The organism is Prevotella sp. AM34-19LB (assembly GCF_003468525.1).
Classification (GTDB): domain Bacteria; phylum Bacteroidota; class Bacteroidia; order Bacteroidales; family Bacteroidaceae; genus Prevotella.
Genome location: NZ_QSIG01000064.1, coordinates 1 through 14,432 on the forward strand (window position 1 = coordinate 1; position 14,432 = coordinate 14,432).

8 protein-coding genes and 2 pseudogenes are annotated in these 14,432 nt (G+C 45.5%); 8 read left to right on the forward strand and 2 right to left on the reverse strand.

What is annotated here, in order from left to right; genetic code table 11:
- Positions 1-791 precede the first annotated feature (791 nt).
- From DW830_RS13905 to DW830_RS13915, 3 genes are all read left to right on the forward strand, one after another.
- Entirely contained in the window at positions 792-1,748 is a 957-nt protein-coding gene (locus DW830_RS13905) for a helix-turn-helix domain-containing protein (protein ID WP_119250305.1), read from the forward strand.
- Positions 1,749-1,759: 11 nt separating this feature from the next.
- Entirely contained in the window at positions 1,760-4,297 is a 2,538-nt protein-coding gene (locus DW830_RS13910; RefSeq protein ID WP_119250306.1) for a TIM-barrel domain-containing protein, read from the forward strand.
- A gap of 338 nt (positions 4,298-4,635) precedes the next feature.
- Positions 4,636-5,667: a CNNM domain-containing protein gene (locus DW830_RS13915; RefSeq protein WP_119250307.1), complete on the forward strand. Its 1,032-nt coding sequence runs from the start codon at positions 4,636-4,638 to the stop codon at positions 5,665-5,667.
- A gap of 205 nt (positions 5,668-5,872) precedes the next feature.
- Here DW830_RS13915 and DW830_RS13920 read toward each other — a convergent pair whose 3' ends face one another.
- The gene (locus tag DW830_RS13920) at positions 5,873-7,120 is read right to left on the reverse strand and encodes an ATP-binding protein (RefSeq protein WP_119250308.1); all 1,248 of its coding nucleotides are present in this window, start codon (positions 7,118-7,120) and stop codon (positions 5,873-5,875) included.
- Positions 7,121-7,944: 824 nt separating this feature from the next.
- On the opposite strand from DW830_RS13920, the gene DW830_RS13930 reads away from it, so the two are divergent.
- The 5 genes and pseudogenes from DW830_RS13930 (at position 7,945) to rhaM (ending at position 13,342) form a co-directional block, all read left to right on the forward strand.
- Positions 7,945-8,820, forward strand: coding sequence for an AraC family transcriptional regulator (locus DW830_RS13930; protein WP_119250310.1), 876 nt, complete (start codon positions 7,945-7,947; stop codon positions 8,818-8,820).
- Between the two features lie 225 nt (positions 8,821-9,045).
- Positions 9,046-10,544 (forward strand): annotated as a pseudogene (gene rhaB, locus DW830_RS13935) (rhamnulokinase).
- Positions 10,545-10,623: 79 nt separating this feature from the next.
- The gene (locus DW830_RS13940; RefSeq protein WP_119250311.1) at positions 10,624-11,877 is read left to right on the forward strand and encodes an L-rhamnose isomerase; all 1,254 of its coding nucleotides are present in this window, start codon (positions 10,624-10,626) and stop codon (positions 11,875-11,877) included.
- A 98-nt stretch (positions 11,878-11,975) separates the two neighbouring features.
- Positions 11,976-13,005: pseudogene (locus DW830_RS13945) on the forward strand (L-rhamnose/proton symporter RhaT).
- Between the two features lie 19 nt (positions 13,006-13,024).
- Positions 13,025-13,342 carry an L-rhamnose mutarotase gene (gene rhaM, locus DW830_RS13950; protein WP_119250312.1) on the forward strand — a complete coding sequence of 106 codons (318 nt, stop codon included), beginning with the start codon at positions 13,025-13,027 and terminating at the stop codon, positions 13,340-13,342.
- Positions 13,343-13,486: 144 nt separating this feature from the next.
- On the opposite strand, the gene rhaD is transcribed toward rhaM, so the two are convergent.
- The gene (gene rhaD, locus DW830_RS13955; RefSeq protein WP_119250313.1) at positions 13,487-14,296 is read right to left on the reverse strand and encodes a rhamnulose-1-phosphate aldolase; all 810 of its coding nucleotides are present in this window, start codon (positions 14,294-14,296) and stop codon (positions 13,487-13,489) included.
- Between the last annotated feature and the right edge of the window lie 136 nt (positions 14,297-14,432).

Below are 14,432 nucleotides of genomic sequence, written 5' to 3' on the forward strand. Positions count from 1 at the left end.
AGCCATACCTCCCCATTTGGGTGAAATTTATCTTTCTTGGTATTACCATGAACAAAATTATCACCTCGATGAGTATTTTCTCGAAACTTTTTGTTAACTTTGCAGCCGAATCTTCAACTGCATCTTTAAAGATATCCATATATTGGTCAAGTCCTGTATTCATATAATTTTGCGTTTGTCGTGATTTGCAAAGTTACTGAAAATCAGCGACTTGACCAACTTTTTATAGTTAAGTTTTCATAAGCATTTCTTAATATAAGTTATTGATTTACAGACGATTAAATGTTAATTTAACGCAGTATTGATCAATTACTATCTCAAAATAAAGAGATTTTTCCTTTCACACTTAACTCTCTTATTTTCAACATAATCCACATTCTGTGAAAGGAGATTTATGATCCACCTTAAATATTTTCTGCAAATCACTCCACCCACCACTAGAATATCTTCTTTTGAGCAAGGTACGTCCCCACCTATCTGGTAATGCATCAGAAAAGCATCCGAAAAATACAGAAGTCTGCCGGCATCACCGCCAGCACAATATCCCCCACTCCATCTGGCTCTCCAAGATAGGAAAAGATTCGGGATGTAAAAACGAAAAAACAATAGCCAAAGGCTCTCTTGCTTCCATACAAGGGAACCTTTTTCTTTGTAAAAGCCTCAAAATTTTGCCTGCTTGTCTTGTCTGTCTCAATCTTTTTTTATATTTTTGCAAAGAATAAGCAAAATAGCAGCAATGAAAATAGACAATAAGGCTCTATGAGAAGTTATAAACCATATATCATCAAACTATGCATCGTTTTCCTCTACTTTGGCGGCCGGATACTTACCAGCTCAGCCAGAAGGTAGAGACAAACGATTATTTCTATGTACTCAATACCCAACAGGGGCTTTCTGATAACCATGTCCTACAGATGATGCAGTTGACAGATGTCAGATTGGCGGTGAGAACTCCCAAGGGCATCAATCTCTATGATGGAAGGCGCTTCTCCTTGATTCCCCTTCCTGCAGAAAAGGCAGAAAACATCACGAAATACAAGGGGCAGACGCATCTTTATGCCGATAGCCAGGACAGGTTATGGGTAAAGGAATACCAAAAGATATTCTGTATTCTGCTTGCAGAGGGCAGAATTCTGGAACATCCCCTTGACGCTCTGTCTGGAAATGGAAAAGAGAATAAGATGAAAATGATGCGAAACGGCCCGACCCGGAATGACATTCAGGATCTGTTTGTAGATAGCAGGAAGAATGTCTGGGTTGTTATGGGTGATTCGCTGCTCAATACGCAGAATGGCAATCTAATCCATTTGAAGAAGGAATGGGGGTGTCTGCAGGATCTGGATACCGATGGCAGACAGATTTATGCTTTCATGGAATCAGGAATCGTGGCGGTTTTTCTGAATGATAAGCTGACCTATACCGCTTCTGCCTATTCTACAGCCGAAGCTATTAATCAGGATCCCGAGCTGACTCTTCAGGTGCGTGCTTTGGTAGAACAGCATCTTGAAGATGGCGAATATGGCGTGGAACAACTGGCACAGGATCTCTGTATGGAGCGGACAGGACTTTATAAAAAGCTGACGGCTCTGACCAATACTACTCCCGTGGCATTTATCCGCAGCATCCGGCTTCATCGTGCAGCAGCCTTGCTTCAGGAAGGTAAGCAGAGTGTGAATGAAATTACCTTTGCAACCGAAATACAATCTTATGTATTTAGAACTGGACAAATCATAAACCCTCTAATATAATAAACAAAAGTATGCTAAAGAATTTATCTCTCATTGCCCTTTTGGGCATCGCTTCCGTTGGCATTCCAAGTGAACTCTGCGCCAAGAGCGTAAAGGTGGCAGGCACACAGAAAGGTATGGCTGCCAAGTCTATCACCCGTCAGGTGGCTCAGCAGAATGTAACCGTCGAATTCTATTCTCCATCCATCGTCCGCATCTTGAAATCAGATGCTGGACTTGCTGCTCCCGTTCAGAAGAAAAGCTATTCTGTCATCTTGAAGCCTCAGCAGCTGAAGGATGTTCAGATACAGAAAAACGGAGATGTTGTAAATATTAAATCCAGTTTAATTTCCGTCGAACTGAACCAGCAGACTGGCGAAATCCGCTTCCTCTCGAAGGAAGGAAAACTGCTGCTTACCGATACGAAGACCCGTCTGGAAGCCCGCAAGGATGAAGCCAACAAGGGCAAGTACCGCATTGAGCAGGACTTCCGTCTTGCCGACGACGAGGCAATCTATGGATTAGGACAGCTGCGTGATGTTTATATGAATCAGCGTGGCCGCCAGAATATCGAACACTGGAATCATAACACCTATATCGCCATCCCTTATTTCACCAGCGAGAAAGGCTATGGTCTTTACTGGGACAATGCGGGAAAAACCTATTTCAATGATGTAGTAGCATCCAAGGATAATGGCAACCAGCCATCATGTACTTCCTTTACCAGCGAAGTGGGAACCTGCGCCGACTACTATTTCATGTACAAGGATGGTACGCAGGATGGAGTCATCGCCAGCATCCGTGAACTGACCGGACAGGCTACGATGTTCCCGAAATGGGCGATGGGCTTCTGGCAATGCCGTGAGCGCTATAAGACCAGCGATGAACTGGCTGGCGTATTGGATAAGTATCGCGAACTGAAGATTCCTACTGATGCCATCGTGCAGGACTGGCAGTATTGGGGATGCGACTCCAACTGGAATGCGATGAAATTCCAGAACCCATATTATATAAATAAGGTGGGAGACCCAACCTTTGCCAAGTATCTTCCTACAGATATGAAGCAGATGAAGGCTCAGGGAGAGCCTCGTCTGAAGAGTCCGGAGGAAATGGTGAAGTATGTTCACAAGAACGATGCCCATCTGATGATTTCCATCTGGGCAAGTTTCGGTCCTTGGACAGAGCAATATCGTGAACTGAAGAAGATGAATGCGCTCCTTCCTTTTGAAACGTGGCCAAGAAACAGTGGCGTGATGCCATACGATGTCTTCAATCCGAAGGCTCGCAACCTCTACTGGAAGTATCTTACCCACCTCTACCAGATGGGCTTCGATGCCTGGTGGACGGATTCTACGGAGCCTGACCATTTTGAGAAGCCGGGCGATGAGAACTATCAGACCTACGATGGTTCATGGTTGGGCGTGAAGAACGCCTTCCCATTGTTGCACAACAAGAGCATCTATGAGCACCAGAGAGCGATGAAGGGCCACACAAAGCGTTCGCTCCAGATGACCCGAAGCGGCAGTTTCGGTATTCAGCATTATGGCACCATCTGCTGGAGCGGTGATGTGGTGGCTTCCTGGGACGAGATGAAGAACCAGATTCCATCGGGCTTGAACTTCTCGCTCTGCGGTATCCCATTCTGGAACACCGACCTGGGTGGTTTCTTCTACTGGGAGTTTGAACAGAATCCAAAGAACCCGGCCATTCAGGAATTGCAGACCCGCTGGATGCAGTGGGGAACCTTTATGCCATTGATGCGCAACCACTGTTCTTCACCGATGGTAAGCGAACTGTATGAGTTCGGAAAACAGGGCGACTGGGCTTATGATGCCATGATCAAGACCATCAAGCTGCGCTATCGCCTTCTTCCTTACATTTACAGTATGGCAAGCGACTGTGTACAGAATAGCGGAAGCATGATGCGTGCCCTGGTAATGGATTATGCGGCAGACAAGAAGGCTTCCCGCCTGAACGATGAGTATCTCTTCGGCCGCAACATTCTGGTGAAGCCGGTAACCGATCCTTTATATACCTGGAAGGATAAGGAGAAGAAGGGCCATACCATCTACCCTGATGTAAGGAAGGCAGCTGCGCCTGTAAATGTTTACTTGCCAAAGGGTAATAAATGGTATGATTTCTGGAGCAATGCCCAGTATGAGGGTGGTCAGGATATCCAGCGTCTTTGTCCTATCGACATCATGCCTGTGTTCATCAAGGCTGGTACCATCCTGCCATTCGGTCCTGAAGTTCAGTATAGTTCAGAGAAACCTTGGGATGAGCTGGAAATTCGTGTCTATCCTGGTGCTGATGGTAAATTTACGCTCTATGAGGATGAGGGCGACAACTACAACTATGAGAAGGGTAAGTTCTCGGAAATCCAGTTTGTATGGAATGAAGCAGACAGAACCCTGAACATCGCGCCACGCAAGGGCAGCTATAAGGGAATGCTCCAGCATCGCAGATTCCACATCGTGCTGGTGGGTGCCAATAGTGGAGCGGGCGATCAGTCTATGCAGGCAAGCAAGAGTGTGGAATATGACGGAAAGGCTGTAAAGGTACAGCTGTAAGATTATAGACCAAAGGGGAAAGAATAGGTTCTCTTCCCCTTTGATCTTTATATAATCACTAAAATAACATGAGTCATCAGTTGCTAGCTAATAATATCCTTTACAAATATTTACTAAAAACATATTAAAACACACTAATATTCAACAAAATAACATCAGATTCATAGTTTTATCCATATCTTTGCAGAAAAATAGAACATAACTATGATGATATTTACCAATACGCTCATATCGAATCAAAACAGATGTAATGTACCCCATTACATCCTCAACTGCAGTCTTCGGAAATAATACCTATCTTGCTTGAGATAACATATTATTAACGAATTAAAAATTACATGGGTTTAATCATATTATATTTTTTAGGTGCTCTGTCACTATCCTTTTTATGCTCCGTCCTGGAGGCGGTGCTACTTTCTACTCCGATGTCGTTTATCTCGATGAAGGAGAATCAAGGCAACAAGACTGCCTCGTTGATGAAACAATATAAGAACAACATTGATCGCCCAGTGGGTGCCATTCTTTCGCTCAACACCATCGCCCACACCATCGGCTCTGCCGGCGTGGGTGCCGAGTCTATCAAACTCTTTGGCGAAGAATACTTCGGTATCATTTCCGCCATTCTCACCTTGCTGATTCTGGTGCTTTCAGAAATCATCCCGAAGACCATCGGTGCTTCTTACTGGCGCTCACTGGCAATGCCATCCACCAAGATTATCCGGATACTCATCTTCATCACCTACCCTCTGGTACTGCTCTCAGAACTTATCACAAAGGTATTCACGCCTAAGAGCCACCAGGCTTCAATGAGCCGCGAAGAGGTTTCAGCCATGGTGGATGTAGGAACCATAGAAGGCATCTTCTGTGAATCGGAAAGCAGAATCATCAAGAGCTGCATCCGTCTGGCTGGAGTTAAGGCAAAAGAGGTAATGACGCCATCCATCGTGGTAGAATCTGCTAATATGCATCTAACCACCAAGGAGTTTTACGAACAGAAGGAGTGGAATTTCTCACGCATTCCTGTATATGATAACAATAAGGACTACATCGTGGGCTACGTTCTGAAGGATGTGGTTCTCAAATCGGTTTCAGACGATGAATTCCAAACCCGATTATCCGAGCTGATGCGCCCGATTCTTTCCTTCTACGAGGATGAATCGTTATATCAGATTTGGGAAAAGATGCTGGAAAAGCGAGAGCACATCTCCATTATCGTAGATGAATACGGATGCCTTCGCGGCGTAGTTTCCATGGAGGATGTGATAGAAACGATGACGGGCGTGGAAATCGTGGATGAAGACGATGTTGCCGTGGATATGCAAGCCTTGGCTAAGGAAAAATCACGCCTGATGATGCTGAAAAAGAAGTAATCGAGTAGGAGGTAGATTCCCACTACTAGGGCTCGTTAGGGACTTGCACCCATTAGACAATATACATGCTAGTCAAACAATAGAAGCCTGCTGACAATTATAGCCAGCAGGCTTTTTTGCTTTCATAGTCTTTTTGTCCCCAAAACAATATTTTATGTCCAGATATCTTTTTTGAGACATAAACTATTCCTCCTTCTCTCTATCTTTAAAACTTATATATCGGTAAGATTTTGACCTTATATCCGTTTTTCTCAATGACTCTTTCCTCATTCATCGTAACAATAGTCAAATTAGAGCATTTGAGCTCTCCCGCACATTCTATGATACTATCTACCTCCCTCTTGAGTGTTCGTTCGGAAGAGAGATCATAACATACTTGTATAAGACTTTCTACATGAGTACCCTGCCTTGTTACAAAATCCGTCTCCTTGTCATTACGGGAGCGATAATAGAAAAGCGATGTTTCTGCATGATATCCTCTGCGAACCAACTCGATGAAGACCTGATTCTCCAATAATCTGCCTAAGTTCTCACTCACACTAAAAGCCTTGGCTTCTACAAAACCATTGTCAACTACATATACTTTCTGTGGAGCTTTCTTCATCAGTTTCAACTTGTTGTTGTAACGTGGCAGATAATACAAGAGGTAGGGTTCTCTTAAATATCCCATAAACTTCTTGGTGGTTGCCACACTAGAAAGTCCCAGCTCTTCAGCCAGTTCGTTGGCACTGAAAGGATTGCAGAAGTTAGAAACCAGATACATAGCCAGGTTGTTCAAATCCTCCACATTGCGTACTTTATGTCGCTTGGCAATATCTTTCCAGATGATGGAATCAAAGAGTGTGGAAAGGTAGTTTTGGGTCAGGCTTCTAGCTGCTACAGTCTCAGGATAGCCACCATAATGCAGATAGTCTGCTATAAGCGAGAGGTCTGAAGCGCTATCTTTATTCTCTGATACTTCCGAAAGATTCCTGTGATTCCAGATAAAGAATTCAGTAAGACTGAAAGGCAGCATCTCTATTTGAATATATCTTCCTGTGAGCAATGTTGCCATTTCGCTACTCAGCAGCTTGGCGTTGCTTCCCGTAATAACCATGTTGATTCCCATTCGGTAAAGCTTGGAGACCCATAAATCCCACCCATCCAGATTTTGAACTTCATCAAGTAGAAGATACTCGAAGTCGGGATAAACGGTACGTAGTGTTTCCCAAACCAAATCATCGTCCCATGCTCTCAGGAGTTTGCCGTCATCAAAATTCAGATAGGCAAAGTTCCTGCCTTTCAGCATCAGTAAAGCTTCTGTCGATTTGCCAGTTCTTCTAGGACCCGTTATCAACTTGATTTGCTTACTTGCTAACAGTTCATTCACAACATATTGCGTATGACGTGTAAGGTAAGGACGGGAAAGCAGAATATCCCGTTCCTTTTTCTGGTTATTGATAATTGTTCTCATTTCTCTTCAGATGAATTGATTAAGCCGAGGCAAAGATACAAAAAATATTCAATATATCATTCGTATTGAATAAAAAAAGTACTGATTTTATTCAATACGACAGAGAAAATGAATAAAATCAGTGCTTTTTCTAGTAAATAATTGCTTCTAATATAGTTCTACTTTACCAAAAGAGCAAGTCCGGGTTCGGTAAGTCCAGTGGAAGGGTAGTGACTACAAATATAGTACGATTCTTTTTATTGTGTCTATAAAATTAGGAACAAAAAAAAGGAGTGTCTACTATTTCAGTTTTATGAAATTGATAGTGTCTACCTTTTTAGTTTATAAAGTAAAAAAGTGTCTACTGAAATCAGGAAAAGTCAGCCCACTAGAAGGTCCAATTATGCCCGTCGCATGGGCATCCACAGCCCATCAAGCGGGCATCCACAGAACAAGTGCTGGGCAACAAGTGCCCATAAAGCGGGCAATGAGTGCCCCAAAAAATGAGGTCAATCTTGGGCAAAGGTAACAATTATATTTTAAGCTCATGCTATCTGACACAGGTTTTTACTAGTGCCCCGCAAATCCTCTTGAAAAGGATTTCTGCCACAAAGCTATTAAACAACCTTGGTTTCATAGAATAAAATCGTTCAAGTATCATTATTATTATCCAAATCTTTGTTTTTTATACATTTCAGCACAAAATTACATACTTTTTTGCATATTTAATAATGTATAGTGGATTTTTTTGCGTACTTTTGCCGATGAATAAGCTAAATGGCTCTGGAAGCAATTGCACCAGAAGATGAGCCAGGAGGCAAAACCCAGAAACAAAACAAAGCATTATGCAGACCAGTAAATACCTATTAGCAACAGAAAGAGACGCCGAATGGGGTCTCACCATCAGCACCGTGGGACGGGAAGAAATCGCCCCGGGAGAAGAATATCCTACCAAGGGACATGCCGATGGATATTATTTCGATATCAAGAAGGGAAGAACCCTCGATGAATACCAGCTTCTCTATCAGCCGGAAGGCGAAGGAGTGTTCCACTCTGCCCATGTTCCGGAAACAAAGATCAAGGCTGGAGATATCTTCCTGCTCTTTCCCGGTGAATGGCATACCTACCATCCATCAGGCACCAAGGGATGGAAAAGCTATTGGATCGGATTCAAGGGAAAGAATATCGACGACCGTGTGAAGGCGGGATTCCTGTCCCCTGAAAAGCCGATCTATCACGTGGGCTACAGCAACGAGATCATCAGCCTGTATGAAGAAGCTTATAAGACGGCGCAGGAGGAGGCTGCATACGCTCAGCAGACAATGGCGGGTATCGTAAACCATCTCATCGGAAAGATGTATTCCCTGGAAAGAAACATCATCCTGAACAAGGATTCCAAGCATGTGGATATCATCAACAGGGCGCGCCTGCGCATCCGCGAATCTCTTGAGGATACACTCACTATCCAGGAGATAGCCCAGGAACTGGGCATCAGCTACTCTTCGTTCCGCAAGCTCTTCAAGGAGCATACGGGTTTCGCTCCGGCACTCTACCAGCAGACGCTGAAACTGCAGAGAGCCAAGGAACTGCTTTCTACCACCGATGAGAGCATCAAGGAGATTGCCTATCGCCTCAACTTCGAATCACCAGACTACTTCTCGGCTAAATTCAAGAACCAGACTGGCATGAAACCGTCTGATTTCAGAAATACAACCCGATAAATGAAGATTTCCACACGCCCCAGAAGCATTTAGGGGACCTGGGGGCGTGTGGAAAACAACTAAAAACTTAAATTTTTGATATTTCATAGAGATTCTTGACCCTCCGCCAAAAAACTAGGCTCTAATATCATTTTCTCTTGTTCCATCTTGCACATTCCCCCTATCTTTGCAATCGCAAACAAATAACAATAGTAAATAACAATAACTTAAAATACACTCTAAAAAATGGAACAAAAGAAATACTTCTTTGCCGTAGATTTGGGTGCTACCAGTGGCAGAACCATCCTGGGAAGCCTGGCTGATGGCAAGTTCGAACTGGAAGAACTCACCCGTTTCGACAACCGACTCATCGAGACCGGCAATCACTTCTATTGGGACATCTTCGCCCTCTTCTATGAAATCATCGCAGGTCTGAAACTCGTGGCACAGCGCGGCATCCATATCGAAAGCATCGGTATCGATACCTGGGGATGCGACTTCGTATATGTTGACAATAACGGGGATATCCTCCGCAACCCTCTCGCCTACCGCGACCCTCATACCTCGGCGTGATGGAGAAATATTTCGAAGAGAAAATCAGCAAGGAAAAGGTGTATGAGAAGACGGGAATCCAATTCATGAACTTCAATTCGCTCTTCCAGATCTATGCCATGCGAAAGGCTGGAAACGTGGCTTTGGAGAATGCCGACAAGATTCTCTTTATCCCTGATGCCCTGAGCTATATGCTCACCGGAAACGCAGTCTGCGAATATACCGTGGCATCAACTTCCCAGATTCTCAACCCGATGACAGGCGATCTCGACAACGAACTCGTAGAGAGTCTGGGACTGAAGAGAGAGCAGTTTGGCAAGATGACCAACCCAGCTTCCATCATCGGTACACTCACCGAAGAGGTGCAGAAGATGACGGGTCTGAATGCCGTTCCTGTCATCGCCGTAGCAGGTCACGATACCGCCAGCGCAGTAGCTGCCGTACCAGCCAAAAACGAGGAGTTTGCCTATTTGAGCTCTGGTACCTGGAGCCTGATGGGTATCGAGACCAAGAACGCCATCATCAACGAGAAGAGTTATGAACTCAACTTCACCAACGAGGGCGGCATTGAGGGCACTACCCGATTTCTGAAGAACATCTGCGGCATGTGGATTTACGAGCGCTGTCGCAAGGAATGGAAAGACGAAGCTGCTGCCAATCAGAAGGATATGAAGTGTCTGGGATATGCAGAACTGATAGCCGAAGCCATGAAGCAGCCTGCCTTCCAGAGCATCATCAACCCGGACGATGCCTGCTTTGCCAACCCATCGAGCATGGTAGAAGCTATCAAGCAGTATTGCAAGAAGACAGGACAGCACGTTCCTCAGAACTATGGCGAATTCTGCCGTTGCATCTTCGAGAGTCTCGCGCTCCGTTATCGTCAGATTTTCACCTGGCTGAAGGATTTTGCCGACTTCGACCTCAACGTGCTCCACATCATCGGTGGTGGTTCGCTCAATCAATATCTCAACCAGTTTACTGCCGACAGCTGCGGTGTCACCGTTCTCGCGGGTCCTCAGGAAGGTACAGCCATCGGCAACATCATGCTCCAGGCAAAGGCATCAGGAATGGTCAAGGATATCTGGGAAATGCGTCAGATTATCGCCAACTCGCTGGAGCTGAAGAAATTCGAGCCCCAAGACAAGGAGGCATGGGATGCAGCTTACGAAAAATTCCTGGAGATTACAAAATAAACTGGAAATTTCAAAATAAGAAATAAGCCGGGAAAAATAATTAAAAACAATAATAACAACAACACAATACATAAAAACAATGAAAACAGAATTGATTTTAAAGAATTATGAGATTGCAAAGGAGCGCTATGCTGCTCTGGGTGTAGATACAGACAAAGCTATTGAGACATTGGAGAAGACTCCTATCTCTCTGCACTGCTGGCAGGCTGACGACGTGGTTGGCTTCGAGCGCGGTGAGGCTGCTTCTGGCGGTATCCAGAGTACAGGTAACTATCCTGGCAAGGCTCGCAACATCGATGAACTCCGACAGGATATCGAGAAGGTGAACTCTCTCCTGGCTGGTACTTTCCGTCTCAACCTCCACGAGATTTACGGTGAGTTCGGTGGCAAACAGATCGACCGCAACGAGGTAACCGTAGATCAGTTTACAGGTTGGATGCAGTGGGCTAAGGAGCAGAACATGAAGCTCGACTTCAACTCTACTTCTTTCTCTCACCCAAAGAGCGGCAGTCTCTCATTGTCAAATCCTGACCCAGCTATCCGCGAGTTCTGGATTGAGCACACCAAGCGTTGCCGCCGTATCGCAGACGCTATGGGTAAATTCCAGAACGACCCATGTATCATGAACATCTGGGTACACGATGGTTCCAAGGATATCACCGTTGAGAAGGGCCGCTATCGCGAAATCCTGAAGAACTCTCTCGATGAAATCCTGGCAGAGGAATTGCCAAACATGAAGTCTTGTCTCGAGGCTAAGCTCTTCGGTATCGGTCTGGAAGCTTACACCGTAGGTTCTCACGACTTCTACGCTGGCTACTGCGCCAAGAACAACGTGATGTACACCCTCGATACAGGTCACTATGAGCCAACAGAGAATGTATCAGATGCTGTTTCAGCACTCCTGCTCTTCGTTCCTGAGCTGATGCTCCACGTATCTCGCCCAATGCACTGGGATTCAGACCACGTAACCCTCTTCGACGACAATACCCGTAACCTCTTCTCAGAGTTGGTCCGTGCCAACGCACTCGACCGTGCTCACATCGGTCTCGACTACTTCGACGGTTCCATCAACCGTATCGGTGCTTACATCATCGGTGTTCGTGCAGCCCAGAAGTCATTGTTGCAGGCATTCCTTGAGCCACTGGATACCCTCCGCAAGTACGAGGACGAGGGCAAGCTCTTCCAGCGCCTGGCTCTCCTCGAGGAAGAGAAGACATTGCCATTCGGTGCAGTATATGATTACTTCAACCTGAAGAACAACATCCCTGTTGGCGAAGAGTACATCGCTGACATTGAGAAGTACGAGGCTGAGGTTCTCGCTAAGAGGAACTAAGATATAAGATATTCAAGCAGGCTAAAAGGTCCTAGGCTCAGCGAAGCCTAGGATTTTTCAGTCTGCTTTTACCTAATTACCAAGCAATTAACAACACAATGGAAATATTAATAGGACTTTTCATCATAGCCATCGGCGCATTCTGCCAGTCCAGCTGTTATGTTCCTATCAACAAGATCAAAGATTGGAGTTGGGAATCATACTGGATAGTTCAGGGTGTGTTCGCATGGCTTATTTTGCCTTTTTTCGGCGCTATGCTCGCAGTACCTAGCGGACATTCCTTCTTTGAATTATTCGACGGATTCGGCTTCAATGTAGCTATGAGCATGCTCTTCGGTGTGCTCTGGGGCGTAGGCGGACTCACCTTCGGTCTCTCCATGCGCTATCTGGGTGTGGCATTGGGGCAGAGCATCGCCCTGGGAACCTGCGCTGGTCTCGGCACCATCATGGGACCGGTGCTGCTCAATATCTTCTTCCCTGAGCTGGATGCCCTTTCATCGCTCACCTTCAGCGTCATCCTCGGTGTGGTAGTCACCCTGCTCGGTATCGCCATCATCGGTGTAGCTGGCAGCATGAAGGCGGCATCGCTCTCTGAAGAGGAGAAGAAGGCTGCGGTAAAGGATTTCAACTTCCCTAAGGGTCTTGCCATCGCCCTGCTGGCTGGTTTCATGAGCGGATGCTCAATGTGGGTCTCGCCTTCGGCGATGATATTCACTTCGGCACCTTCACCCCTGATATGTTCAAGACCCTGCCTGCTACCTTCCTCGTTACCGTGGGTGGTTTCATTACCAATGCCATCTACTGTTTCTATCAGAACACCAAGAATCATACTTGGAGCGATTATAAGAACGAGGAGGTTTGGAGCAACAACATCCTGTATTGTGCCCTAGCTGGTGCCTTGTGGTACAGTCAGTTCTTCGGCTTGTCATTAGGAAAAGGTTTCCTCACCGAATCCCCTACCTTATGACTCTGTCTTTCTGCATCCTGATGGCACTCAACGTGGTGTTCTCAAATGTATGGGGCATCATTCTGAAGGAATGGAAGGGATGCTCATCAAAGACCATCACCGTATTAATCGTCGGCATCATCGTCTTGATTATCTCAAGCTTCCTGCCACAGTTGATTTAACTTCAAAATATAGAATGATATGAAAAGATTTGCATTTAAGATGTATCTCAAGAAGGGATACGAAAAGGAATATGCCAAGCGCCATGCTGCAATCTGGCCAGAGTTGAAACAGATGATCAAGAATCAGGGAGTGAGCGACTACAGTATCTTCTGGGACAAGGACACCAACCTGCTCTTTGCCGTTCAGAAATGCGACAGCGATACCAACAGCCAGGACACGACCAACGTGGATCCTATCACCCAGAAATGGTGGGATATGATGGCAGACATCATGGAGGTGAATCCAGATAATTCGCCTGTCAGCATTCCGCTAGAAGAACTTTTCCACATGGATTGACATAAAGATGTCAGTTAGCTTAGATACAGACAAAGCCCCCGAGCATCTCACGATGTTCGGGGGAAAATGTATATCTAGTAAACCTATTTATATCAAAATATTACTAACAACACTATATCAACTATTCATAGAAAAACCTATACCTTATCTTGGCAAATTGAAAGCCTCGGTCATCTCAGCCATTTCTTCCTGGCTCATACCATCAGGCTCGAATCCCATACACTTGGAATCGATGTAGATCTTCGCACTCTTAGAGAGCACGTCAATCTGGTCGAAAGCATCCATTACGTCCAAACCTTTGGCAAAGACGCCATGCTTCTCCCACATCACTACATCATAGTCTTCCAACTCCTTCAAGGTCTCCTCAGCAAGCTTCAAGCTGCCTGGCAACTGATAAGGAACAATACCCAGACCGAGTGGACAGAACGCTTTGGTCTCTGGAATCATACTCCAGAGTAGGTTGCTCAAAACATCCTTGCCCATGAACTTCTTGTTGTGGCTCATGGCAATAAGCTCGATAGGGTGAGTATGAACGGTAGCCTTGTAGTTGGAACCCTTTTCGATAAGACGGGCATGAACGCTCAGGTGGCTAGGCAACTCAGATGTTGGCATCACGGCATTATCAGCGATGATGACATAACTGGCGCAATCATCGAGGATTCGGATGATAGAACCGTTCTCCATAGGCCAGCGAGCCAAGTCGCGCATACGCTTGCCTGTACCCTTGCAGAAAAAGTAGCAACCCTTCAAGGCTGGCAATGCTGTACCAATCTGCTTCACTTCGCTGATAGCAGGCAAAGCCTTGATTTCGTCATCTACCAAGTCGGTGATGTTTACGGTGATGTTACCACCATTACGCTCAGCCCAACCATTCTGCCAGAGGTATCCGGCAACTTCAGCAATCTTCTCGACCTCCTTTTTCAAAGCAGGACGACCTTCTAATACGCTATTCATTGTAATCTTGTTATTAGCTTGTTTAAAAGTCGAGTAAGTGGAGGGAGTTTCACCCTCCCTTCTCTCGGAACCGTGCTTGACAGTCTCCCATCACACGGCTCTTCGTACTTAACTCTTTTGTTTCTTAGTTTATATT

Bases quoted from the DNA above. Each gene is read 5' to 3' on its own strand.
- DW830_RS13930 (WP_119250310.1), top strand. From the start codon at position 7,945: ATGCAGACCAGTAAATACCTATTAGCAACAGAAAGAGACGCCGAATGG.
- rhaM (WP_119250312.1), top strand. From the start codon at position 13,025: ATGAAAAGATTTGCATTTAAGATGTATCTCAAGAAGGGATACGAAAAG.
- DW830_RS13910 (WP_119250306.1), top strand. From the start codon at position 1,760: ATGCTAAAGAATTTATCTCTCATTGCCCTTTTGGGCATCGCTTCCGTT.
- DW830_RS13905 (WP_119250305.1), top strand. From the start codon at position 792: ATGCATCGTTTTCCTCTACTTTGGCGGCCGGATACTTACCAGCTCAGC.
- DW830_RS13920 (WP_119250308.1), bottom strand. From the start codon at position 7,120: ATGAGAACAATTATCAATAACCAGAAAAAGGAACGGGATATTCTGCTT.
- DW830_RS13940 (WP_119250311.1), top strand. From the start codon at position 10,624: ATGAAAACAGAATTGATTTTAAAGAATTATGAGATTGCAAAGGAGCGC.
- DW830_RS13915 (WP_119250307.1), top strand. From the start codon at position 4,636: ATGGGTTTAATCATATTATATTTTTTAGGTGCTCTGTCACTATCCTTT.
- rhaD (WP_119250313.1), bottom strand. From the start codon at position 14,296: ATGAATAGCGTATTAGAAGGTCGTCCTGCTTTGAAAAAGGAGGTCGAG.